At 71.4% G+C, this 24,727-nt stretch carries 19 protein-coding genes; 3 read left to right on the plus strand and 16 right to left on the minus strand.

Going from position 1 to position 24,727, the window contains the following annotated elements:
* Positions 1-98 precede the first annotated feature (98 nt).
* The 5 genes from ACIBX3_RS34300 to ACIBX3_RS34320 all read right to left on the minus strand — a co-directional run bounded on the left by ACIBX3_RS34300 (position 99) and on the right by ACIBX3_RS34320 (position 5,193).
* On the minus strand, positions 99-1,313 hold the full coding sequence (locus tag ACIBX3_RS34300; protein WP_397124359.1) for a hypothetical protein: 1,215 nt from the start codon (positions 1,311-1,313) through the stop codon (positions 99-101).
* Entirely contained in the window at positions 1,310-1,822 is a 513-nt protein-coding gene (locus ACIBX3_RS34305; protein WP_397124361.1) for a SigE family RNA polymerase sigma factor, read from the minus strand. Before ACIBX3_RS34305 ends, ACIBX3_RS34300 begins: the two co-directional genes overlap by 4 nt.
* A 94-nt stretch (positions 1,823-1,916) precedes the next feature.
* Positions 1,917-2,282, minus strand: coding sequence for an MmcQ/YjbR family DNA-binding protein (locus ACIBX3_RS34310; RefSeq protein ID WP_397124363.1), 366 nt, complete (start codon positions 2,280-2,282; stop codon positions 1,917-1,919).
* A gap of 164 nt (positions 2,283-2,446) precedes the next feature.
* A complete protein-coding gene (locus tag ACIBX3_RS34315; protein ID WP_397124365.1) occupies positions 2,447-3,286 on the minus strand; it encodes a MauE/DoxX family redox-associated membrane protein in 840 nt (279 codons plus the stop codon).
* Positions 3,283-5,193, minus strand: a complete 1,911-nt coding sequence (locus ACIBX3_RS34320) for an ABC transporter ATP-binding protein (protein ID WP_397124368.1) — start codon at positions 5,191-5,193, stop codon at positions 3,283-3,285. The genes ACIBX3_RS34315 and ACIBX3_RS34320 overlap by 4 nt, the downstream gene beginning before the upstream one ends.
* A gap of 290 nt (positions 5,194-5,483) precedes the next feature.
* Between ACIBX3_RS34320 and ACIBX3_RS34325 the strand changes: the two genes are divergently transcribed.
* Positions 5,484-5,654: an SflA family class IV lanthipeptide gene (locus ACIBX3_RS34325; protein ID WP_165974944.1), complete on the plus strand. Its 171-nt coding sequence runs from the start codon at positions 5,484-5,486 to the stop codon at positions 5,652-5,654.
* A gap of 124 nt (positions 5,655-5,778) precedes the next feature.
* Positions 5,779-8,508 (plus strand): class IV lanthionine synthetase LanL, encoded by a 2,730-nt coding sequence (gene lanL, locus ACIBX3_RS34330; protein ID WP_397124371.1) that lies wholly within the window; start codon positions 5,779-5,781, stop codon positions 8,506-8,508.
* A gap of 48 nt (positions 8,509-8,556) precedes the next feature.
* Here lanL and ACIBX3_RS34335 read toward each other — a convergent pair whose 3' ends face one another.
* From ACIBX3_RS34335 to ACIBX3_RS34385, 11 genes are all read right to left on the minus strand, one after another.
* Positions 8,557-9,498 (minus strand): hypothetical protein, encoded by a 942-nt coding sequence (locus tag ACIBX3_RS34335; RefSeq protein WP_397124373.1) that lies wholly within the window; start codon positions 9,496-9,498, stop codon positions 8,557-8,559.
* Between the two features lie 4 nt (positions 9,499-9,502).
* On the minus strand, positions 9,503-10,288 hold the full coding sequence (locus tag ACIBX3_RS34340; protein WP_397124375.1) for a phytanoyl-CoA dioxygenase family protein: 786 nt from the start codon (positions 10,286-10,288) through the stop codon (positions 9,503-9,505).
* 189 nt (positions 10,289-10,477) lie between these two features.
* Entirely contained in the window at positions 10,478-12,580 is a 2,103-nt protein-coding gene (locus tag ACIBX3_RS34345) for a dipeptide ABC transporter ATP-binding protein (RefSeq protein WP_397124377.1), read from the minus strand.
* Positions 12,577-13,458: an ABC transporter permease gene (locus ACIBX3_RS34350; RefSeq protein ID WP_397124379.1), complete on the minus strand. Its 882-nt coding sequence runs from the start codon at positions 13,456-13,458 to the stop codon at positions 12,577-12,579. Before ACIBX3_RS34350 ends, ACIBX3_RS34345 begins: the two co-directional genes overlap by 4 nt.
* 4 nt (positions 13,459-13,462) lie before the next feature.
* A complete protein-coding gene (locus ACIBX3_RS34355; protein WP_397124381.1) occupies positions 13,463-14,410 on the minus strand; it encodes an ABC transporter permease in 948 nt (315 codons plus the stop codon).
* 13 nt (positions 14,411-14,423) lie between these two features.
* Entirely contained in the window at positions 14,424-14,852 is a 429-nt protein-coding gene (locus ACIBX3_RS34360) for a hypothetical protein (protein WP_397124383.1), read from the minus strand.
* Complete coding sequence (locus ACIBX3_RS34365) at positions 14,849-15,439, minus strand: ABC transporter substrate-binding protein (protein WP_397124385.1); 591 nt, start codon at positions 15,437-15,439, stop codon at positions 14,849-14,851. Before ACIBX3_RS34365 ends, ACIBX3_RS34360 begins: the two co-directional genes overlap by 4 nt.
* Before the next feature lie 51 nt (positions 15,440-15,490).
* Complete coding sequence (locus tag ACIBX3_RS34370; protein WP_397124388.1) at positions 15,491-17,899, minus strand: beta-glucosidase; 2,409 nt, start codon at positions 17,897-17,899, stop codon at positions 15,491-15,493.
* A complete protein-coding gene (locus ACIBX3_RS34375) occupies positions 17,896-18,489 on the minus strand; it encodes a TetR/AcrR family transcriptional regulator (RefSeq protein WP_397124780.1) in 594 nt (197 codons plus the stop codon). The genes ACIBX3_RS34370 and ACIBX3_RS34375 overlap by 4 nt, the downstream gene beginning before the upstream one ends.
* Positions 18,490-18,711: 222 nt before the next feature.
* Complete coding sequence (locus tag ACIBX3_RS34380) at positions 18,712-21,192, minus strand: FtsX-like permease family protein (protein ID WP_397124390.1); 2,481 nt, start codon at positions 21,190-21,192, stop codon at positions 18,712-18,714.
* On the minus strand, positions 21,186-21,914 hold the full coding sequence (locus tag ACIBX3_RS34385) for an ABC transporter ATP-binding protein (RefSeq protein WP_397124392.1): 729 nt from the start codon (positions 21,912-21,914) through the stop codon (positions 21,186-21,188). The genes ACIBX3_RS34380 and ACIBX3_RS34385 overlap by 7 nt, the downstream gene beginning before the upstream one ends.
* 63 nt (positions 21,915-21,977) lie before the next feature.
* Here ACIBX3_RS34385 and ACIBX3_RS34390 point away from each other — a divergent pair, with 63 nt between their 5' ends.
* On the plus strand, positions 21,978-24,674 hold the full coding sequence (locus tag ACIBX3_RS34390; protein ID WP_397124394.1) for a LuxR C-terminal-related transcriptional regulator: 2,697 nt from the start codon (positions 21,978-21,980) through the stop codon (positions 24,672-24,674).
* Positions 24,675-24,727 lie beyond the last annotated feature (53 nt).

The following is a 24,727-nucleotide window of genomic DNA, read 5'->3' on the forward strand; positions in this document are numbered from 1 at the left end:
TCAGCTAATTCAGCTAATTCAGCTAATTCAGCTAATTCAGCTAATTCAGCTAAGAGGCGTGATCACACATGGGGAGAACTGCTTGGAGCGGCGCAGGGTCAGCGGATGGCCGTGAGGTTCACCACCATCTGCCTGTCCTTGAGCGAGTAGGTGAGCAGGTATGCCGTGCCGTAGTCCAAACGGGTGGCGTTCATGATGTCGGCGGAGGCCTTGGAGCCGTACTTGAATCGGACACCGAGGTCGCCCGTGCGGCGGGTGGCGAGGTCGTGCAGGTAGAGACGGCCTTCCGCGTCGACCTGGCCCCTTGGCCGGAGCAGAACGAACCGATCGAGAGCCGGCGGCGCGGGCCAGAGGAACCCGCCGGGCAGCAGGTGATCGGCCGAGCCGTCGCGACGGCGGGCGCGCGACTCCCGGGGCTCCCGGTTGAGGCACCAGGTGAGCGAGCACGCGGAGGCGCGCTCGCTCGCCGTACGCTCCTCGCCGGTCAGCACATTGACCAGGCGCTCGAACGAGGGAAGTGAGTCCGTCGGATCTTCCCCCAAACGGGTGCCGCGAGCCGCCCAGGGCCATTGGAGCAGATGGAGCCGTTCCGTGCCGGGAACGGAACGGGGCTCGCCGCCCGACAGCGGAGCCTCGTAGATTCCGCCCTCATGGCCACGTGACCAGACGACCTTGTCGCCCACGACGGCCAGCACATCAATGTCCCCATATTTCATGGTCTGACGGATGGTGGTGACCCGCTTTGCCGCTCCACCGCCGACGGGCGCCGCCCAGATGTCGAGCGCGCCTTTGACCTTCCCCCAGGACACCGTGTACCAGACCAGCCGCCCGCTGCCGGTGACGACCGACGAGGTGTAATCGGTCTTGGCCGGCGGTCTCGGCGCGAGCAGCCGGCTCGCCCGCCCGGACGCCACGTCGTACGTCCACAGGACGACCGGGTCGGCGCTGTTGCCTTTGCCCGTGCTGACCAGCAGCGTTCGTGTGTCCACGAACAACTGGGGCCGGAAGCTCAGCCCGTTGCGCAGCTTCTTCGGCAGGGAGTGCACCGCGCCGGGCCACAGTTTCTCCACCGGGACCGGGCGAGCGCTGTCGGCAGGCTCGGGCGGCCGGCTGTCGCGGGGAGAGAGCTGCTGGATCACCAGAGTGGACACGATCACCAACACGACGACGGCGGCGGCCGTCACCAGCGGGATGACGCGGCTGGGCCGCTTGGCGGCCTTCGGAAGCCTGGACAGGAACCGGGCGGCCGGCGGCGGCTCCTCCTCGTGTGCCATGCCGTCGAGCGTCTCGCGCAGCAGATCCTCGAGGTTCATCGCAGCTCCTTCATGGCATCGAGCTCCGGCGCGATCCTTTTCAGCCGTTCCAGCGAGCGATAGATCTGGCTGCGTACGGACCCCACCCGGATCCCGAGGACGGCGGCGATCTCGGTCTCCGACAGGTCCTCGAAATAACGCAGCACGAGAACGGCGCGCTGGCGGGGCGTCAGCCGGAGCAGCGCCGCACGCATCGCCAGCCGCAGGTCCGCCGCCTCGGCGTGCCCCTCGTCGCCCTGGTCGGGCAGGTGCTCGGTGGAGATCTCGGCTGTCCGGGAACGGCGCCGCCACCAGCTCACCTGTTCGTGGTAGATGGCGCGGCGCACGTACCCCTCGACGGCCGCGGGATCGCGCAGGCGCCGCCAGCTCGCCGCGGTCTTGGCCAGCGCCGACTGCACCAGGTCCTCGGCCGAGTGCCGGTCTCCGGTGAGCAGGTAGGCGGTGCGGAACAGCGCGGCCGAGCGTTCGACCACGAAGCTCCGGAAGACCGCTTCGTGTTCTGGATCCACCGGCCCCTCCTCGTCCTGTCACCAACCAAGGACGCGAGGGAGGCGGCGATCTATGCCAGGGCCCGCGAATCGCGGTGCGGGGTCACGTTGGCCGTCAGGTCGGCAGTTCGTTCCGCTGAGCCCTGGTCAGCCGTGCCACCACCAGCTCGTAGGAGTGATCGATCAGGTCCAGCAGTTCGTCATCGGGGACCGAGTCATCGAGCGCCACGGTGTTCCAGTGCCGCTTGTTGAGGTGGTAGCCCGGCGTGATCGCGACATGGCGGGCACGCAGGCCGGCGGCCAGATCGGGATCACACTTGAGGCTGACGCTCCCGGGCGGAGAACCCAGCGACACCAGCGCGAACATCCGCCCGGCCACCTTGAACACCGCCACGTCGTCGCCGAATGGATAGTCCTCCGCCGATCCCGGCTTGGCCGCGCATTCCGCTATGACCCGGTCACGCTGTGAGCCGTGCGCCATCACGTGCTCACCTGCCGTCCTCCAGCTCCGCGACCGAGCGATCGTCACCTCTCGCACATCTGGTATACCAGCCGCCGGCCCAGCGGTCGCGGGCCTTTGTCACGCATCACCTGGTGTGTGTGGAGCCGGTGGACTGTCCTCGACGGTGGCCAGGCCCGGCGCGCTTATCGGGGAGCGACCGCTCCGGCGCGGGACAGGAGCTGCTCCAGTTGTGCCGGCTCGGCCGCGACGCCGGCCGCCAGGACGATGCCGGCGCGGTCGGTCACCACCACGTACGGCGGCCACGGAATGTCGTTGCGGTCGAAGACGTCCGGGTCCACGACCACGGGCAGCCCGGCGCCACCGTATCCGTCCACCGCGCTGACCAGGACGACCTCCAGACGGGTGGCCGTTGCGGCGAACTTCGGCAGCATCGTCTTGCACAGCCCGCACACCGGCGAGACCAACGCGTACATCACCCGGTCACCGGCCGGCTCCGGCGCGCCGGTCAAGGCGAAGCGTGTACCGGGACGCGGCCCGGACGGCGTTTTCTCCGCGCGCAGCAGCCGCGCGGGCAGGAAGGCCGGCCCGAGCAGGACCGCCGCCACCGGGAGCTGGACGGGCGCGAATGCGACCGGCCCGGTCAGGGCCGCCGTCACCGCGAGGACCAGCAGCAGGCCGGTACGCACCAGCGTGCCGGCCCCGACGAGGTCACGGCCGCCGAAGCAGCCGCAGTCCACGGCCATCCCGCGCCGCAACACGGAGGCCATGGCCGCCAGGAACGCGGCGAACAGGGCCCCCGCCACCACCGCGCCCCACCGTCGGCCGCCCGGCGCGAGCAGCAGCCCGGCGGCGACCAGCTCGGTCACGAGCACGACCACCGCGGCCGGCCCGGCCAGCCTCTCCGGCAGCATCCGGTAGCCGGCCACCGACCGGGCGAAGCCGCGCACGTCGCGCAGCTTGCCCAGCGCCGCCGTCAGCAGCACCACGGCCACGGCGAGATACGCCGACTCGGCGACGATCACGGCACCGTCTGGTGGTAGGCCGAGGCCTGCAGCTCGTACAGGGCGGCGTACAGGCCGTCGCGTTCCATCAGCTCGGCGTGCGTGCCCTGCTCGGCGACCGTGCCGCCGTCGAGCACGTAGATGCGGTCGGCGTAGCGGACGCTGGCCAGCCGGTGCGTGATGAGCACGATGGTGCGGCCGTCGGCGTGGCCGCGGATCCGTTCGAACAGGGCGTGCTCGGCACGGGCGTCCAGGGCCGAGGTCGGCTCGTCGAAGATGACCAGCGCGGCGTCACGGTAGAACCCGCGGGCCACGGCGATGCGCTGCCACTGCCCTCCCGACAGGTCGTGGCCGCCGCGGAAACGGCGGTCGAGCAGCGCGTCGTAGCCGTCGGGCAGCTGCGCCACCACCTCGTCGGCGCCCGCCGCGGCGGAGGCGGCGGCGAGCCGGTCCTCCTCCAGCGGACGCCCCATGACGATGTTCTCGCGGACGGTGAGCGGCCAGCGGGTGTGGTCCTGGGCGATCACGGAGATCCGCCGCCGCAGCGCGTCACCGTCGAACGCGTCGAGGTCGACGCCGTCCCAGCGGATCGTGCCCTCCTGTGGCCGGTACAGCCCGGCCAGCAGCTTGGCCAGGGTCGTTTTGCCCGAGCCGTTCTCGCCGACCAGGGCGATGACCTCGCCCCGGCCGACGGTCACGCTGACGCCCGACAGCGCGGGCCGGTCGGCGCCGGGGTAGGTGAAGGTGACGTTCTCGGCCGTCAGCAGGCGGAACGGCGCCGACTCCGCGGGGGGTGCGGGTGCGGCGGGCGGCGGGGGTACGCGCTCTCGGGCCTGCTCGCAGAAGGCCAGGTAGTCGGCGAAGTAGAGGCCGGCCTCGTAGAGCCGGTTCATGGTCTGGATCAGGGCGGTGAGCGACATCTGCCCGGCCCTGATCGCCAGTACGGCGGCGCCGGCCACCGACAGCGGGATGACGCCGGCGGCCAGCAGCACGCCGAGCACCACGTACACGCCGGCCGTGGCCACGCCGGTCAGCAGGTCGCCGCCCGCCTTGGTCGCGGCCCGCCGCCGCGCCACGTCGAGCTGGACGTCCTGCTCCAGGTCGGCCACCTTGGCGTACTGGCCGAGCAGGAAGTCCCGCAGCGTGAACGTGCGTACCTCGGCGGCGGGTTGCCGCTCGGCCATCAGGTCCGACAGCATGAACTTGCGCCGCCGCGCGGCGGACAACCGGTAGAACGCCTGATAGCCCAGCCGCGCCATGCGCACCGCGGCCCATCCCGCCGGCCCGGCCGTGACCAGCAGCAACGGCATGAGGATCGGATGCAGCAGGCCGAGCGCGACGGCCGAGGCCAGCACGCCGACCGCGCCGGTGACCACGGCGATGGTCGTCTCCACCACGGTGGCGGTGTCGGGCACGCCGCTGTCGCGGGCCCGCCGCATCGCGTTGTGGAAGTCGTGGTCGTCGAACGCGGCCAGCTCCACCCGGGTGGTCAGCTCGAACAGGCGGGTCTCGGCCAGCCGTTCGACCTGCGGTTTGAGCCGGGCCTGCGCCCATCCCGCGCCGGCCAGCAGCGCGCCGCGCAGCCCCGTGGCGGCGGCCACGAGCAGTAGCGAGGGCAGCGCGGCCCGTACGCGGTCGGGCGTGGGACCGGCGGCGAACAGCGAGGCCAGCACCTCGGAGGTGGCCACCAGCCCGAAGACGGTGAAGACGCCGGCCGCGAGGTTGCCCGCCAGGGCCACGGCCGTGTCGCGGGGACTGGCCTGCCACGCCATCCGCAGCGCGGCGGCCACCAGGGACGGCAGCCTGCGAGCGATCGTGCCGAGGGTGGCGGTCAGCAGGTGCTCGTCGTGGCTCTCCCAGTACGCGACCACGAGCCCCGACCGGTCGTCCGGGACGCCCGTCCCGCGTCGGCGCCGCCAGAGCCTCATGCGAGGGCGCCGTTCCGCGGGCGGCACCCCGGAGATCGCCCCATCACGCAGGCCAATCTAGAAGATCGAACTCTCTCTGTAAAGATGCGTGTAAATACATTTCCGGCCGCTACGGCCACCTCTAGACAGGCTTCCGGATATCTGCACATAATGCGTCCGTTTGCTCGCGACGGGGAACGTGTAAACGATTCCTTGTCGTGGGCAGGGCGCGGGAAAGGTGCCTACCGGCGCCATCCCGAGGCTCGGATCCCCACGTCGGCCGCCCATCGGTGGCCAAGGAAGGAGCCCTTATGTCGGTCCTCGCCCTGGAGCCCCGCGACGCCGGTGTCCTGGAGTACGAAGACCTCGCCGTCGACTTCGAAGGCGAGCTGAACAAGCTGCTCCACGGCCCCCAGGCCTGTGTCAACACCTGCAAGCGCACGGTGTGCAGCAGCTTCCCGTGCTGCCCGTCCATCGTGTGAAACGTTGTGTGAAGCGCCTGATGCCACGCCGTGACGCGTGGTGACGCAAAGCGCTGGGGAAAGGCCATCAGCGCTGTTCTGATGGCCTTTTTCGCATATAACAGATGCGCTCCGTTATCGAAGGATGACCGTGGATAGCAGTGTGGTCGACCGCCTTACCCAATTTGCAGAGTCGAATGGTAGGGAAATAAACGAGGACGATACGTGGATCAGCGTTCACGACCCTCAGGGCGACATTCCGTTGCAAGGCTGGAAAATCCACGTTTCCGCACGTCCCGGCACCCTCGCCGACACCCTTGACCGCGCGTTGCCGATCCTGGCGGGCGCCGGTTGCGCCTTCAAGGTCGCCCGCTCCGCCCACAGGCTCATGGAGCTCAACTCCGGCGACGTCGACCCGGGAGCCGTGGGCAAGGCCATGACGGTCTACCCGGAGCAGGACGTGGTGGTCAAGCTGGGCCACGCCCTCGCCGACGCCCTGTCCGGGCTGTCGGCTCCGCGCATCGTCAGTGACCGGCGGGTACGCCCCGACGCTCCGGTGTACTACAGGTACGCCCCGTTCGCCCCGCAGTACCGGGTGGACGAGAACGGCGACTTCGAGCTGATCGTGATCGGGCCGGACGGTGAGCAGCTGCCGGGCGCGGCCGGTCCCGAGTTCACCTGCCCCCCTTGGGCGACCGACCCGTTCCGCCCCGCGGACCTCCCGCCGGACACGCGGCGGTCTGGTGACCGGCCGTCTCTCGGAACGCGACCGCCCGCGGAGACGGCAGGAGAGGCCTCCGGCGGCACGGGTCAGATCATCGGCGGCCGGTACCGCGTGACGTCCGGCGTCGTGCGTGGCCCGCGCGGCAACGTCTACCGCGCCGCCGACGCCGCCGGCCGGCGGGTCGTGGTCAAGGAGGCCCGCGCGTACGTCGGGGAGAACGTCAAGGGCTGGGACCTGCGGATGTACCTCCGCAACGAGCTGCGCATCCTCCAGGCGCTCAAGGGCGTGGCGGGCGTACCGGAGCCGATCGACCACTTCCGGCACGGCGAGGACGAGTTCCTCGTCATGACCGACGCGGGCAGCCGCGACCTCAACCGGTTCGTCGCGGAGAACGGCCTGTTCACCGGGAAGCCCGCCGACGGCGAGCGCGACCTCGGCGCGCTGGCCGCCAGGCTGCTGGAGGTGATCGACGCGGTCCACTCGCGTGGCGTCGTCATCCGCGACCTGTCGCCCAAGAACGTCGTGCTCGGCGAGGACGGCCGCTGCACCCTCATCGACTTCGGCAACAGCAGGTACGACGGACTGCAGCTGCCCGGCTGGAGCCGCGGTTACAGCGTTCCCGACCAGCACACCGATCGCGACTCCGTGCCCGCCGACGACTACTTCTCGCTGGGCGCCACCCTGTTCTTCGCGGCCACCGGGATGAACCCGATCATGATCGGCCCTGACCCGGTCCGTAACGTCGAGCGCACGCTCATGTGCCTTGCGCGGATGTACCCGGACGTCACGACGGGCGTCATCGGCCTGCTGCCCGGCCTGCTGAGCCTCGACCCCGCCGACCGCGCCGCGGCCGCCGCCGAGATCAGATCCGCCCACGGTCCCCAGCCTGTGGAGGCCGTGGCGGCAGCGCCCGGGTTCGCCGACGGTCAGCCCGCCACCGCAGCCGTGACCGGTTTCTCCGACGGTCGGCCCGCCGCCGAGCGGCCACCGGCGAGACGGTGGCGGCTGCCCGCTACGCCCGAGCTCACCGGGTATCTGCTGTCCAAGGCGCTCGACCACACCGTGCGCCAGTGCGCGGCCTTCGCCGAGCAGCTGATGGCCGCACCCGAGAACGCCCGCCGGGAGAGCCCGCCGGTGACCAACGTCTACGGCGGCTGCGCCGGGGTCGGCATGGAGCTGCTGCACCACCCGGAGGCCAAGGCCGTGGCCGCCGATCTGGCCCGGTGGACGGGCCGTGTGATGCCGCCCGCCAAGCTTCCGCCCTCGCTGTACTTCGGCCGCACCGGCACCACGCTGTTCCTGACCGCGGCCCGCCTGACCGCCGTGCCGGAGCTGGCGGCGCCGGACCCCATCGCCCTCGACGGCCCGCAGCGGGCCGACCAGGCGCACGGCGTGGCGGGCATCGGCTCGGGCCACCTGTCGCTGGCCGCCGTCGAACCCGGCGATGCCCGGCACCTGCGGATCGCCGCTGAGTGTGCCCGCCTGCTGATCGCGGGTGACGTCACACGGTCGGAGGACGCCGTGGCGCCCGCCCAGCCCGGCTCCGGCGTGTCCGTGGACACGGCGTACGCCCACGGCGACGCCGGCTGCGCGGACTTCCTGCTCTCCTACCACGAGGCCACCGGCGACCGATCGGCCGGCGAGGCGGCGCGGGAACGGTTCGCGGCGCTGGCCGTACGGGCCGAGGCGCTGATCGGCGAGCTGCACGGCCCGGATGCCCGGGCGATGGGGGCGTCCTGGTGCCAGGGCATGTCGGGCATCGCCGGCGCGCTGGCGCACGCAGCCCACGCGTACGGCGAGGACCGCTACATGGAGCTGGCCGAGCGAGGCGTGCGGGGGTGCCTGGCCGTCGCCCCGCAGGCGTGGGTGGTCTCGCAGTGCTGCGGTCTGGCCGGTCTCGGTGAGGCGCTGATCGACCTGGCGATGGTCACGGGCGACGACGGCTACTGGCGCGGTGCCGAGGAGATCGCCGAACTCATGCTGGTACGGGCCGGCGGCGAGCCGGCGCAGCCGGTCTTCCCCGGCAACGACCTCGACAAGCCGGCCTACACCTGGAGCACCGGCACCGCGGGCGTCCTGTCGTTCCTGCGACGCCTCGACCGCCGCTCCGGGACGCGTCTGTGGACGGCCGGCTGGCGACTGCCCGAATAGGGGCGCCGGCCGGTCAGCGGAATTTCGGGCGCGTCACTCTGGGCAGGGTCACAACCGGTAGCGCCTGACGTCCATGGTGAGGAGATCCGCGAGGAAGGCCGCCTGCCGGGGATCGTCCCAGTCGCCGACCTCGCCACCGTTGACGACGGCCCACACACCCCACTCCAGCAGCATGTACAGGAGAGCGGTCGGCCACAGTTCCCGCTCCCGCACCGTCAGCCGCACATGACCGAGGTAGGCGTCGCGGAAGACAGCCCACTCCATCCCATCGAAGAGCTTCGCCGGACGATCTGGCAGGTCGTTGTGGAACAGCAGCACGGCCAGGGCCAAGTCGAGCAGCCTCGGCGCGCGTTCTCCGTTGTCGGGGTCGATCAGCACGGGTCCGGCCTCGGCGTACACGAGATTGACCGCCTTGAAATCCAAGGTCACATCGGCCACGGGCAATCCGGCGTCGCGGACGGCCGGGAGCGTGGTCGCCATGAACGACCGCAGCCGCGGCGCGAACCGGCCGAGCACCTCCCGGTGGAGGTCCGGACGATAGGTCTTGAGCACCTTGTCCAGACCCGCGACGTCGTCCTCGACCGACTCCCCGTGGTGGTCGGGCCACTGGAAGCCGGGCAGACCGGTGGAGGCTTCGCCGTCACCGGCCGCATGCAGTCGCCCCAGCAGGTCGCCGGCGGCGTGGATGTCAGGTGACGAGCCGTCATAGGTGCGCCCGTCGATCCACGGATAGGCGACCCAGTCGTGCCGGCCGATCCGATGGGGGCCGGCCAATGGGGTCACCACCGGCAGTCCCACGCTCGCGAGGTAGCGCAGCCACCGGCCCATGGCCTCGGCCGAGCAGGTGCGCTTGACGGCGACGGCTTGTCCGCCGATCACGCCGCGGAATACGGGGGCGTAGGGATATATCGACTTCTGCGGCTGGATCCCGAACCGCAGGAACACCTCGGAGTAGTCATCGGTCACCAGCGGATCCGGTGTCAGCGTCATCAGGTCATGCCAGCCCGAGCAGCACCGCGCGTTCGACGGGGGAGTACGCGCCGTCGCGGCGGTCGAGCTCAAGGGGTCCGGCCGGCAGGAGCGGAGGCTGGGCCAAGAAGCGGGGGACGGTGCCGAAGTGGGACTGCGCGCCGTGAATGAGGAACGGGTGGCACAGGTAGACGTCGCCTGCCCGGCCGGTGGCCAGTGCCAAGGGCCGATCCGGTGAATCGAGCTTGCCCGCGGCGTCCATGGTCTGGCACAGCTCGAACATGCTCACGCCGCGCTCGCCCGCCGGCTCGAGGAAGGGCGGGACGTCCAGGTGCGAGCCGACCTTGATGCGGGTGGGCGCGTCGTCGGCGCTGACGTCGGAGAACAGGAAGAGCATCAACAGCGCCCGGCCGCGGGAACGCAGGTTGAGCCAGAATCCTTGTTCGCCTTCGGGGGTGTAGCCGCCGTCAATGTGCCATCCCGCGTCGCCGGGATCGTCCGGATGCGGAAAGCGGATGGGAAAGGTGCCCAGGCCCTGGCGGGGGACCCATCGACCGGTGCCGGCGAGCTGGTCGAAGGCGCTGTGGAGGCGTGGCGTGGTGGCCGCACGCTGGAACGGCCCGTGTCCGTACCCGTCGAGCCTGATGACGGGCTTCGTCCAGGTGGAGGGGTTGTCGGGGTCCAGACCGGTCGCGCGCCAGAGAAACGCCCGGCACTCGTCCGCCAGCGAGCGGGGGAAGGCCTCGGGAAGATGGACGAAGCCGTCCATGACGAACCGCCCGACCTGATCCGCCGTCAGCGCTGCTGTCATGCCGACGATTGTCGAGGTCCCCCTAAAGATCAACAACTGGTTTTCTCCGGAAGTGACAAGACGGCGCGCTTGTGGCCCCTCCTTGACACGTACGGCGCTCCCACTCGTGGCCCGCGCCATGAGAATCGTGGAGATCGCAGCGACCCTGGCGGTGAGCGTCTCCACGGTCAAGACCCTGTGGCCAACCTCCTATTCCTGCCCGCCGGCCGCTGCGAGCTCCCCGGCGAAGTGGCAGGCGGTCAGCCGGCCGCCCGGTGCCTCGGCGAGCACGGGCTCCTGCTCGGCGCAGATCGTCCGTTCCGGACGGGCCAGGGGGCCGATGGGGCAGCGCGTGCGGAAGCGGCAGCCCGACGGCGGGTTCTTGGGGCTGGGCAGGTCACCGGTGAGCACGATGCGCTCGCGCTCGCGCACCGCGGTGTCGGGCATCGGCGAGGACGACATGAGCGCGACCGTGTAGGGATGCCGCGGGGCGGCGTAGACCGCGTCGACCGGGCCGGTTTCGACGATCTTGCCGAGATACATGACGGCGACCCGGTCGGACAGGTGCCGTACCACCGAAAGGTCGTGCGCGATGAACAGGTACCCGAGGCCGAGCTCGTCACGCAGCGACTCCAGCAGGTTGATGATCTGGGCTTGGATCGACACGTCCAGGGCGGACACCGGCTCGTCGCAGATCAGCACCTGTGGTTCGACGGCCAGCGCGCGGGCGATGCCGATACGCTGCCGCTGCCCGCCGGAGAAGGCGTGCGGGTAACGGTCCAGATGCGACTCGTTCAGGCCGACCCGCCGGATGAGCGCGCTCGCCTCCGCGGCCCGCTCGGCGCGCGGCACGCCGCGCATCTCAAGCGCCTCGTCGAGCGACTGCCTGATCGTGCGCCGCGGATTGAGCGACGCGTACGGGTCCTGGAACACGTACTGCACGGTAGAGCGCAGCACCTGGGCGCCGGCCGGGGAGAACGCGTCGATGCCGTCGGATCCGACGCGGACCGTGCCCTCGGCCGGCCGGTTGATCCCGACGACCGTTCTGGCGAGTGTCGACTTGCCGCACCCGGACTCGCCGACCAGGCCCAGGGTCTCTCCGGCGGCGACCGTCAGGTTCACCCCGTCCACGGCGTACACAGGGTCCGGCCGCCCGAACAGGTTCCTGCGGTCGGAGGCGACGTTGACCCGGAGGTTCTCCACGGTCAGCAGCGGGGTTCGCGCCCGTTCGACCCGCGAGGCCGCGTCGTCGGCGACGAGCGTGAGCGGGGGTATGGGCGCGACATGCCGGGTCACCCAGCACGCGGCGGCGTGCCCCGCGGTGGCCAGGGGCAGCAGCTCGGGAACGTCGGTGCCGCAGCGGTCCTCGGCCAGCCGGCAGCGCGGGTGGAAGGCGCATCCGGGCGGCAGCGCGGCGGGGTCCGGTGGGGCGCCGGGGATCGCGGGCAGCCGGTTCCCGCCTGCGGTGTCCATCCGTGGCATGGCCTTGAGCAGGTCGGCGGTGTAGGGATGGGCCTGCCGAGCGAAGATCGTCTCGACCGGTCCCCGCTCCACGACCCGGCCGCCGTACATGACGACGACGTCGTCACACATCTCGGCGACCACGCCCATGTCATGGGTGATCATGAGCACGGCGATGCCCAGCTCATCGCGCAACTGCCTGAGCAGGCGCAGGATCTGCGCCTGGATGGTGACGTCCAAGGCCGTGGTCGGCTCGTCGGCGATCAGCAGCGACGGCGAGCCGGCCAGCGCGATGGCGATCACGACTCGCTGGCGCATGCCGCCGGAGAACTGGTGCGGGTAGTCGTCGATCCTGCGCTCGGCGTCCGGGATCCCGACCTGGCGGAGCAGTTCGAGTGCCCGCGCGCGGGCCGAGCGCTTGCCCGTGCCGTGCGTGGTGAGGGCTTCGGCGATCTGGGCGCCCACGGTCAGGACGGGGTTGAGCGCGGACTGCGGGTCCTGGAACACCATCGCGATCTCGGCGCCGCGGATGCGGCGCATCTCCTCCTCGGACAGCCCGAGCAGGTCGCGGCCGCCGAAGAGCATCTCGCCGGCGGCGATCCGGCCGGGTTCGGGCACCATTCGCAGGATCGAGCGGGCGGTCACCGACTTGCCCGAACCGGACTCGCCGACGACGCCGAGGATCTGGCCGCGTCGCAGGGTGAGGCTGACGTCGTTGACGGCGCGGACGACACCCGCAGCGGTCGCGAACTCGGTACGCAGACCGCGGACCTCGAGCAGGGTGTCCGCGTCGTGCTGTGCCGGGGCCGCCGGTGCGACGCCATGGGGGTGGCCATGGGAGTGAATGGTCATTTCCTCAGCACCGCCTTGTTGAGCGCGTTGGACAGAAGAGTGAACGCCAACGCGAGGAGCAGCAGCACCAGGCCGGGTCCGAGGACGTACGCGGGGTGCGCCTCGATGTAGCGCGCACCGACATTGAGCATCGCGCCCAGCGACGGGATGGGCGGCTTGATGCCGAGGCCCACGATGCTCAGGCCGGACACGATGAAGATCGCCACCACCATGTAGACGGCGACGCTGACCACGATCGGGTCCATGATGTTCGGCAGCACGTGCCGCATCAGCACGGTGCGCTTGCGCACGCCGAGCACCTTGGCGGCCATCACGTACTCTCGCTCCTGCTCGACCTGAAGCCCCGCCCTCGCCAGCCGCCCGAACCCGGGCAAGCCGCTGATCAGCACGGCCACGAACAGCGAGAGCCAGCCCGTGCCGAGCACGAGGACGACGCTCATGCCGAGCACCAGCCCGGGGAAGCCGAGGATGATGTCGAGCACACGCTGCATGGCCGCGCCGAGCCACCGCGAGACCACGCCGGTCAGCCCCATGAGCGTCCCGATGGCGGCGCTCAACGGCACCGCGGCCAGGATCAGGCTCAGGTCCGTACGAAGGCCGTAGACCGTACGGGCGAGGATGTCTCGGCCCAGCTCATCGGTGCCCATCCAGTGCGCGGCCGAGGGACCGGCCAGCGAGTCGTTGCCCTGGTCGTCGTAGCCGCCGGGGAAGAGCAGCGGGGCCAGGACGGACACCGCGACGAGGGCCAGCAGCAGCCCGGCGCCGAACGCTCCGCGCGGGGTGCGCAGCGCGGTGAGGTAGCGGCTCAGCGCCCCGCCGCCGATCCGGCGCGTCACCGTCGGCGCGGGTGTGCCGGGTGCGGTGAAGGTGGTGGTCATGGTTTCACGCTCCCAACCGGACGCGGGGGTCCAGGGCCGCCATGGCGATCTCGGTGAGCAGCTGCACGACCACGGCGATCAGTACCGTGCCGACGATGATCACCTGCACCACGTTGTAGTCCGCGCTCAGCACGCCCGACACTCCGAGCTGCCCGATCCCGTTCCTCGCGAAGATCATCTCGATGACGACGGCGCCGGCCAGCATGTCGCCGAACCGCATCCCGATCGTGACGACGGCGGGCCCCAGGCTGTTGCGGACGACGTGGCGCAGGGTGATCCACCTTCGTGGCACGCCCTTGGCCATGGCGAGGTCGACGTAGTCCTGCCGCCACGCGTTCTCCATCGAGGACTGGACGAGCATCGCCACGTGGCCGCCCATCGGCACCGCCAGCGCGACCGCGGGCAGTATGAGGTACTGCACGCCGATCACCGGGTCGTCCAGCACCGCGACCTCGCCGCTGATCGGCAGCACGCGGAAGACCACCCCGAACAGGATGATCAGCAGCAGGCCGGCGAGGAAGGGCGGCATCGCCAGCAGCACCGTGTTGCTCGCGTCGGCCGTGAACCGCGACAGCCGGGATCGCGCCGACCCGGCGAAGACGCCGAGCCCGAGCGAGACCACGACCAGGAGGATCGTGGCCGCGACGGTCAGCTCGAGCGTGCTCTCCACCCTGGTCCCGATCAGCTCGCCGACCGGTCTGTTGAACTGCAGCGACTGGCCGAGATCGCCGGTGAGCAGCCCGCCCATCCAGCGGACGTACTGCTCGACCAGCGGCTGGTCCAGCCCCATCTCGACGCGGATCGCCGCGACCTGCTCCGCCGTGGCCTCCGGACCCGCCGCGATGGCGGCCGGGTCGCCCGGAGCCATGCGGGGCAGCAGGAAGGCGATGGCGGTCGTCGCGACCAGGACGAGCAGGACCGAGGGCAGGCGCCGCAACAGGAAGTGGATCATGCTCGCGTCCCGTTCACCGGGTGAGGTAAGCGGCGCGCATGGAGCGGCCGTAGCGGCTGACGAGGATGTCCCTCGCGGCGTCCGCGCGAACGACCGTCACCGGCACGATGGCGATGGTCTGCAGGAACGCGGCGTCGAGCAGGTGCTGCGAGAGGTCCCGCAGTCGCTGCGCCGTGGCGCTCTCGTCCGCGCTGTCGATCAGCGCCTGCGCCCGCTCGCGGTAGCCCTCGTCGGCGTAGTTCGAGGTGTTCTTGTTCGGCCGCAGATCCGGGTGGCCGTACAGCGTGAGTGCCGGCGGCAGCTCGCCCACGGCGGTCCAGGTCAGGAACGCGGGCGCGAGCTTGCCCGCGATCCTGCGCGGCTCGAATTCCGGGGGCGCCAGTTCGAGCACCGACGGCTGGAGCCCGGCGTCCGTCAGGTTGCGGGCCACGATCTCGATCACGTTGCGCGGGACCGGCAGCGCGTGGATGGCGATCTCGAAGCGGGCGCCACCGTTTCCTGGATCGGCCGCGGCGAGGTGATCGTGACCTCGTGCGGGCCGGTCGCGCTCACGTTCCAGCCCTTCATGGCGCCGGTGAGCGTGGCAAGGCCGTCGCCGGCAAGCTCACGTTCAATGGTGAACACGACGTCCTCCGCGGTGAAGGCGCGTCCGCTGTGGAACTTGACGCCCTCGCGCAGCGACAGCACGATCGTCCGGTTGCCGTCGCGCAGCTCCCACTTCGTCGCCAGCAGCGGCTGCGCCTTGTTGTTCTGGTCGACCATGACCAGCGTCTCGAGGACGTTGCGGATCCAGAAGATGTTGCCGGGGCGGCCGGTGAAGTAGGCCGCGAGGTCCGGTGCCGCGGCGACCGTGGCGACCAGGGTCCCGCCGCGGGCCGGGCCGCTGCTCACCACGCCGGCCGTCTTGCTCTCGTTCGCCGCGGAACGGCAGCCGACCAGAGTGGCGGCGCCGAGGGCGGACAGCCCGCCGAGCAACGTCCTGCGCGACAGCGCCGAACCGCCGGGGACATGGTTTCTGCTGGGGTACATCGCTGCACCACCTCACTTACTTTGTGTCGGGCCGGGGGGAGACCCGGGTGTTCACTCGTGGTGCATGTTGATCGACGTCGTGCCACGGATGTCCGCGCAGGAGAATCCGATGGAGACCTCGAACGTTCCAAACTCGACATCCCAGCCGGGCCGTGCCGCGTCCCAGTGCTGGAAGGCCTGCGCGGGCAGCGGGATGTCAGCGGTGATCGTCTCGCCGGGTTCGGCTCGCACGACGGCGAACCCGGCCAGCCATCGGACGGGGCGGTCGACGCTCGAGCCGGGCCGCGCGAGGTAGACCTGCACCACCTGCTTGCCCGGCCGGGAACCGGTGTTGCGTACGGAGACCCGCACGTCCGTGCCCGGTCCGCCGTGGACCTCGACCAGTTCCCATGACGTGTAGCCGAGGCCGTGCCCGAACGGATATGCGGGCTCGACGCCGGCGCGCAGCCACGCGCGGTGACCGACATGGACGCCTTCGCCGTACTCCAGCCGGCCGCCGACGGGCGCCGTGCCGAGCACCGGCACGTCCTCGCCGCCGGCCGGCCACGTCATCGGCAGCCTGCCGCCGGGCTCGGCGCGTCCGAGGAGCACGTCCGCGAGCGCGGCGCCGGACTCCTGACCGCCGAACCACGTCACGAGCACTGCCGCGACATCATGGCGCCACGGCAGCAGCACGGGCGCGCCCGCGTTGACCACGACGATGGTGTTCGGGTTCTCCGCGGCGACCGCGCGTACCAAGTCGTCCTGCCCGTCTGGCAACGACAGGTCCGCTCGGTCGAAGCCCTCGCTCTCGGTCTGAGAGCTGGTGCCGACCACGACGACCGCGACGTCCGCGGCCCTGGCCTGCTCGCGGGCGACGGCGAGCTCCGCGGTGGCGGACCTCCGCGGCGCCCGGGCCCGGATCGCGACGGCCGAGCCGATCGCCGGCATCCGTTGCCGTAGCAGCACATCGACCGGCCTGCCTGCTTCGAGTGGTACGTCGAACGTGCGGACGGGCGGCGTGAGGATCTCCGCGCCCGGACCGTCGTGCGAGGGTCGCACGTCGTCGTCGTGCAGCGTCCGGCCGTCGACGGCGAACACGATCCGGCCCGCGCCACTGAGGCCGAGCTGCCACGTTCCCGAGACGTCCGGGACGATGCGGGTGGTCAGCTCGACAGTGGTGGCCCCCGCGGGCACATCGGCGCCGAGCCGCACGAGAGCAGCGGTCCTGCGCTCCTCACGCAGCACCTCGGAGCCCGTGTCGTCGAGCCAGCGGACCCGGACGGGCGCGTCGAGCATCGCCGGCGGCACCGGGGCGGGGTCGCCCTCGAGGTAGCTGCCCGCGGTGTAGGTGAGTTCGGCGCCAGGGGGCAGGGCGGCCTCGATCCCGTCCAGCGGGGACACGACGTGAGTCGGCCGCACTTCGGCGCTGCCGCCGCCCTGAATGCGCGGGCTGCCGGCCAGCTCGCCGAACACGGCGACGCGGCGCAGGCGCTCCGGCGCGAGGGGCAGAAGACCATCGGAGTTGTGCAGCAGCACGGTTCCGTCCGCGGTGGCCGCGTGCAGCTCGCGGCGTGCGTCGACGGTGATCGGTGTGCGGGTCACCGGCATCGAATCGAGGGCCCCGAGCCGCGCGGCGAGCCGCAGGAGGTTCTTCACCTTCGCGTCGACCGCGGCTTCGCTGACCCGGCCTTCGGCGACGGCCTGTTCCAGCGCCGGGCCCCACGGTCCCCTGGGGCCCGGCATGGTGAGGTCCAGGCCCGCCGAGGCGGAGGCGACCACCGAGCGGGCGGCGTTCCAGTCGGACATGACGAGCCCGTCGAAGCCCCACTCCGTGCGCAGCGGACTGTCGAGCAGCCCGTGCTCGGTCATCGCGGTCCCGTTGACGGCGTTGTACGCCGCCATGACCAGCCACGGCTGCGCATTCCTGACGATGTGCTCGAACGGGGCGAGGTACACCTCGCGCAGGGTGCGTTCGTCGAGGCGAACGTCGACGGTGGCGCGCTCGGTCTCCGAGTCGTTGGCGACGTAGTGCTTCACGGTCGCCGCCACGCCGTGTCGCTGAAGCGCGCCGACCAGCGCGGCGGCGAGCCGCCCGGTGAGGAGCGGATCCTCGGACCAGCATTCGAAATGCCGGCCGGCGACCGGGCTGCGCTGGATGTTCACCGTGGGAGCCAGCACCACGTCGACGTCCTTGCGGGTGGCCTCCGCGGCGAGCACGCGCCCGATCGCGGCGGCGCGGTCGACGTCCCAGCTCGCGGCGATCGCGGTCGGGCAGGGAAGGCACGCGGACGGGGAGCCGCTGTCCCACGCCGGGCCACGCACTCCGGCGGGCCCGTCCGACACGGTGATCGCGCGCAGCCCGATGGCCGGCTCCGGGTAGGTGCGCCAGTGGGAGGCTCCGGTCAGCAGCCGGACTTTCCGCGGGAGATCGAGCTTGCCGACCAAGGCGTCGAGGTGCTCGTCGAGTCCGCCGTTCACCGGTCCTCCTTGATGACGAGTCGCTCGAGGTAGGCGGCCATGTGTCCGGGCAGGTCCATGGCCGGGTCGAGCAACCACTGGATCTGGAGCCCGTCCATCACGGCGATCATCTCGGTCGCCAGGACGAGCGGGTCGAGCGTGGCGGGAAGCCGGTGCAGCTCCTGGTCCCGGCGGATGCGGTCGGCCACGCGGTCACGGACCCGCGCGTAGCGGCGCAGGAAGAACTCGCGGGCGGGGTGGCCGGGCTCGATGCTCTCCGCGGACTCCACGGCGTACAGGCGCATCGCCGTCGGGTCCTCGACGTTGTGGCGGCACAGCGAGACCAGCGCGTCCGCGATGGACAACTTGTGGAACATCTCATCCATGTGCGCCGAGCTGTCCGCGTCGCGCCGTTCGAGTGCCGCGATCAGCAACTCTTCCTTGCTCTTGAAGTGGTGAAGCAGGCCCGGTTGGGAGATGCCGACCTTCGCCGCGATGTCGGCGATGGAAACACCGCGGTAACCGCTGTCGCCGAACATCTCGGTGGCGGTCTGCAGGATCTCCTCTCGCCGCACGCCCGGCGCCTTCCGGTTGCGCACCGACGGTGCCACTCCTGACAAGGGTCTCTCCTCGCGCTCGTGTTGCGGCAGACCTTACCGAGTACTCGGTAAGGTGCGCTAGACCTCCGTTCGGTAACGGGGGAATGACCATGACGTATCGCCCGAATTTCCTGGTGGTGGTGGTCGCAAATCAGTTGAAGGCCGACGCGGTGGGCGCGTTCGGACACCCGTCGGCGCACACTCCGAATCTCGACCGCCGTCTTCGCGGGTCTCTCATGCCCGGGGAATCGCCACTCCCTTGATACGGCTCGCGGGCAGCACGGCGGCCACCACCGCGAGCACGAAGCAGAGGCCGATCACCCCGATGACCGGTTGCCAGGGCAGGTCCATGTCGACGGGACCGGCAAGCTGCGCCAGCGCGGCGTACAACCCGAGCAGCCCGAGCGCGGTGGCGACGGCCGCCAGCACCACGCCCACCGCCACCACCAGCAGCGCCTCGGCCATGACGTATCGCAGGATCTGGGGCTTGGTCGCGCCGAGCAGGCGCAGGGCGCCGCGTTCCGGCGCCCGGTCGGAGGCCGCCATCAGCAGCGTGTTGACCAGTGCGATCACGGTATAGCTGAGCATGATGCCGAGCACGGCCAGCAGGCCGAGGCGGCTGGCGGACGCGGGGCGCTCTGTGGCGCTCGCGACCCAGGCGGCCCTGGTCACCGCGCGCGCGTTGTGTCCCTTGGCAGCCTGCTCCAACGCCTTCTGGACCTCGGTGGCGGAGGCGCCGGGACGCAGCTTCACGTATGCGGCCGAGGGCAGGGCGGAGAAGGCGTGCGCCTGGGTGACGTAGGAGTCCGCGGCGGAGTCGGCGCCGAGGAGCGCGACGACTTCGAAGGTGGCCTGGCTGCCGTCGGCCCGCCACAGCTTCACCCGCTGCCCCAGGCTCAGCTCCCAGGTGGAAGCGACCGCGATCGTGTCGTCGCGCAGCTCCGTGAGCGTTCCGGCGGTCACGGGCACCGACAGGGCCGCGGTGAGCGTGGCCGGGTGCACGGCCTCGGCGGGCCGCTTGATGAGTTGCGTGCCCCCGCCTTCGAGCGTGTAGAGGCTGGTCGAGATCACCGGGGTGACGTCGGCGCCGGGGACGGCCCGCAGGCGTTCGACGAGTTGCCGGTCCAGCCCGGCAGTGCCGGAGGGCAGCACCAGGTAGTCGGCGCGTACGGGGGTGGTCCGCATCGCGGCCTTGGTGGCGTCGGTCATCGCCGCGGCGCCGAGCAGGGTCGCGGCCAGCGCCACGGTGACCAGGACCGGGGCGGCCGTGGCGGCGGTACGCCTCGCCGAGGCGACGGCGCCGGCGGGGACCACGAGTCCGCCCGCGCCGCGCAGCCGTCCGAGCGGGGTGGCGAGCAGGTTCGTGACCGGCCGGACGAAGATCGGGGCGAGCAGCCCTACGGCGGCGATGAGCAGCATGACGATGGGCATGAACGTCTTGTTGCTGGTCGCACCGGCCGGGTCGCTGACGGCGTTGAGGATCATGCTGATGACGGCGGTGGCGAGCAGGCCGCCTCCGGCGATCCAGCGTCCGATCGTCATGGCCTTCGGCTCCAGCGCCGCCTCGCGCAGCGCCTCCGCCGGCCGCACCCGGCCCGCCCGCCGGGCGGCGACGACCACGCCGAGCACGGCGACCAGAACGCCCGTGCCGAAGGCCACGTACGAGGGGGCCGAGGACGTGGAGGGCACGAGCCAGGCAGGCGCCATCCCGAGCGCGCTCAGCCGGTCCAGGATCGGGCGGGTGGCCAGCGGGCCGGTCAGTGCGCCGAGCGCGGAGGCGATGACCGCGACCAGGACAGCCTCGGCATACACCATGCGCCTGACCTGGCCCGCGGTCGCGCCGACGGTGCGGAGGAGGGCGAATTCGCGCTGCCGCTGCCCGACCGCGAAAGCAAAGGTGGAGGAGACCACGAATATGGCGATGAACGCCGCGAAACCGGCGGCGATGCCGACGATCGTGTTGGCGTTGTTGCGTGCCTGCTCGTCGGCCTCGCGGAACGGGTCGGGCAACGCCCGGTCCTGGCCGGTCAGGACCGTGACCTTGCTCGAGGTCGCCGGGGTTCCCGCCTTACCTTCCGCGGTCCCGGACGCGGCCGCCGCGCCCAGGGCGGCGCGGACCTCGGCGGCAGGCTGCCACAGCGCCAGCGCGTCGATCCGCGGTGACAGCCTGGCGGCCCGGGCGTCGGTGAAGAACACGGTGTGCTGCGGCCCCGCCGAGGCGAGCCCCACCACCCGGTACGGCCGGGCCCCCGTCACGGTCACCACGTGCACCTTCTGGCCCACCCGGGCGCCGGCGGTGACCACGATCTCGTCATCCCTGGCGGGCGGCCTTCCTGAGGACAGCCGCTGCGGTGCCGTACGGGCGGCGGACCAGGGACGGCCGACGGCGGGCGGGCCGCCGGCGAGCTGCGCGGGAAAGATCCGGTCCACCACGGCTCCGGGCAGGCGGGTCGCCAGTCCGGGGTCGAGCCCCCGTGGCTCGGCCAGCGGGGCGCTGCTCTCGCCCAGCCAGTTCTTCACGCTGAGGCGCTCGTCGGGCACGACCACGACGGGCGCGGCGGCGTACCGCTGCGGAGCCCGGTCGGGCGAGGAGACGCTGGAGGCCAGCACCTGACCGAGCGCGGCCATCAGGGCCGCGCCGAGCGCCAGGGCGACGAAGGTGCCGGCGAAGGACAGCCACCGGGTGCGCAGCGTGGACCAGGCGATTCTCAGCACGATGCCTCCAGTTGCAACATCCGGTTGGCGATCAGCTCGGCGCTCGGGTCGTGCAGTTCCCCGTAGACCCGGCCGTCGGCCAGGAACACCACGCGGTCGGCGTAGGAGGCCGCCACCGGGTCGTGGGTGACCATGATGATCGTCTGCGCCTGCCTGTCGACCAGGTCGCGCATCAGGCGAAGCACGTCGCGGCTGGTGTTCGCGTCCAGGGCGCCGGTGGGCTCGTCGGCGAACAGCACGGCCGGCCGGCTGACCAGCGCTCGGGCGATCGCGACGCGCTGCTGCTGGCCGCCGGACATCTCGGCGGGGCGGTGGTTCATGCGCTCGGCCAGGCCGACCGCGGCCAGGCCCTGGCGTACTCGCCGGGAGTCGGGGCGGCGGCCGGCCAGGCGCAGCGGCAGGGCGACGTTCTGGGCGGCGGTGAGCGACGGCAGCAGGTTGAAGGACTGGAACACGAAACCGATCCGGTCGCGCCGCAGGAGCGTCAACTTCCTGTCGCTGAGCGTCGCCAGATCTCGGCCGTCCACGACCACCCGCCCCGAGCTCGGCCGATCGAGCCCGGCGGCGCACTGCAACATCGTCGACTTGCCCGACCCTGACGGCCCCATCACGGCGGTGAACGTCCCGGCACCGAAGCCGATCGACACGTCGTCGAGCGCCGTGACGCCGTGCGCGTAGTGCTTGGTGACCGAGACCAGGTCGACCACTTGTATCGGATTCATGGCCGACGACGCTAGGTCGGTTGACATCTGGGCGGTATCGGACAAGCGACTAGGATTCGTCGCGTGCTTCGAGGGCGTGAGTCTGATCAGAAGGCCATTGACGTACTGCTCGACCAGGCACGGGGTGGACGTTCCGGCGTCCTGGTGATCAAGGGCGAGCCGGGGATCGGAAAGACGTCACTTCTGGCGTACGCCGAGGAGCGCGCGCGGGACATGGAGATGCTGCGCGGTCTGGGCATCGAGACCGAGGCCGACATCCCCTTCGCCTCGCTCCACCTGCTCCTGCGCCACCTGCTCGACCGCTTCGGCGCGCTGCCCGAGCCACAGGCCGCGGCGCTGGCGGGGGCCATGGGCCTGGCTCCCACCAGGACCGACGATCAGTTCCACGTCGGCGTGGCCGTGCTGTCGTTGCTGGCGGAGGTGGCCGAGGACCGGCCCCTGCTGTGCCTGGTCGACGATGCGCACTGGCTGGATCAGGCCTCGGCGCGCGCGTTGCGCTTCGCCGCGCACCGGCTCCACGCGGAAGGCGTCGTGATGCTCTTCGGCGCGCGCGAGGGCTTCGACCCGGCGGGCCTGCCGGAGCTACGGCTGACCGGCCTGGACGACGAGAGCGCCGCCCAGGTGCTCGCCGACGCCGCTCCCACCCTCACCGGCCCGATGCGCGTGCGGATCATCCAGGAGAGCGCGGGCAACCCGCTCGCCCTCCTCGAACTCCCCCGCGCCGCTGAACTGCCGGCCTATGACCACAGCCCGCTGCCGCTGCCGGAACGACTGCGGCTGGCCTACGCCGCCCGCATCGGCCGGCTGCCCCAAGACGCCCAGACCGCGCTGCTGGTCACCGCGCTGGCCGACGGCGGCGACCTGAATGTGGTCACGACGGCCTGCGCCGAGCTCGGCATCGAACCCGCCGCGCTCGCAGCGGCCGAGCGTTCCGGGCTGGTCAGGATCGCGGGACGGCACGTCGGGTTCGCCCATCCGCTCATGCGTGCGGCGGCCTTCCAGCTCAGTACGTACGATCTGCGGTCACAGGTCCATGCGATTCTGGCCGGCCTCCTGCGCGGCCGGCCCGACCGGCGGACCTGGCACCTGGCCGCCGCCGCGACGGGCCCTGACGAGACGGCCGCGCGAGCCCTGGAGGAGATGGCCCAGCGGGCCAGGGACCGCGGCGCGAACGTCAGCGCCTCCGCCGCGTTCGAGCGAGCGGCAGAGCTGAGCGAGGATCGGGAGCCGAAGGGGCGCAGGCTGCTGTCGGCCGCCGTGGACGCCACCGAAGGCGGGCAGCCGCAACGAGCCCAGCGGCTCATCGAGGCCGCCACCGGCCTCGTGCCGGACGCGTCGGCCCGCACCACGTTCCCCACACTGCGGGCCAGGATCGCCTCAGCCCAGGGCGCCCCGCACCTGGCTCACGAACTGCTGCTCAAGGGAGCGGCGGACGTGGCAGGCGACGACCGCGCCGCCGCCGGTCTGATGCTGGTCGAAGCGGCACGCAACGCCAACCGTCTCGGCGACGCCGACGGGCTCGTCGAGGCCGCAGCCCGCCTGCGCGCACTGGACCTGCGCCCGGAAGACGACGTCGACCTCGCCAGGCAGGCCGCGTTGGGAATGGCGACGCTGCTGACCGAAGGCCCCGCGGCCGCCCTGCCGATCATGCGGGAGCTGGTGACCAGGGGCAGCCGGATCACCTCGGAAATGCACTCACGCCGGATCAACGCCTCCTACTTCGCCCTCCAGATCGGTGACTTCCAGGCCGCGTGGGAGATCGCGCGCGCCGCCGCCGACGAATGCCGGGCCAATGGCGAGGTCAGCAAGCTCGCCGTGCTCCACATCACGCTCGCCACCAGCGAGATCTTCCTCGGCAGGTTCACGGACGCCACGGCCACCGCGAGCGAGGGACTGCAGCTGACCGCGGAGACCGGCAGGCCGAGCCGGGCCGGTTGCATGCAGGGCATGCTCGCCTGGATCGCCGCGGCCCGAGGTGACGCGGACCGGTGCGCCGAGCTGGCCGCCGCCTCGCAGGAGCACTACGACGCCAACGGGATCGTCAACGGTCTGGCCTGGGCGCAGTGGGCCCAGGCGCTGCTCGATCTGGGCCAGGGCCGTTACGCCGAGGTGCTGGACCGGTTGGAGGGCGCCATGGCGGGTCCGGTGCGCCACCAGTTCCAGGCCGTGCACTTCGCTCCCGACCAGATCGAAGCCGCGGCCCGGCTCGGGTTGCCCGCCGATCAGCCGCTACGCCGCTACGAGGCGTGGGCCGCGGCCTCCGGCCTCGACTGGGCCGAGGCCGTCGCGTACCGCTGCCGAGCCCTTCTCGAACCCGATGGGGAGCGCGCGCACGACCATTTCTGCACGGCCGTACGGCTGCACGCGACCAGCGGCCGCCCCTGGGATTCGGCGCGCACCGCGCTGGTCTACGGCGAGCGCCTGCGCAGGGAACGGCAGAAGAGCGCCGCCCGCCTCCACCTGCGTGCCGCGCTCGAAACCTTCCAGCGCCTGGACGCCCGGCCTTGGACCGATCGTGCCAGGAACGAACTCCGCGCGGCCGGCGACACCAGTCTCTCCGCGGCCGGTACCGACTCCCTTTCCACTCTGTCCCCGCAGGAGCTGCAGATCGTCCGTCTGGCCGCGGCAGGTCGCACCAACAAGGAGATCGGCGCCCAGCTCTTCCTCAGCCCCAAGACCGTCAGCTACCACCTCTATCGCGCCTTCCCCAAGCTCAACGTGACCAGCCGCGCCCAGCTCGCGGGACTCGACCTGACCTGACAAGCGGCGAACCCTTGTCTCGTTCGAGCGGACTACTCCGGCTTGTACGCCTT

Source organism: Nonomuraea sp. NPDC049480 (assembly GCF_044465905.1).
Taxonomy (GTDB): Bacteria; Actinomycetota; Actinomycetes; order Streptosporangiales; family Streptosporangiaceae; genus Nonomuraea.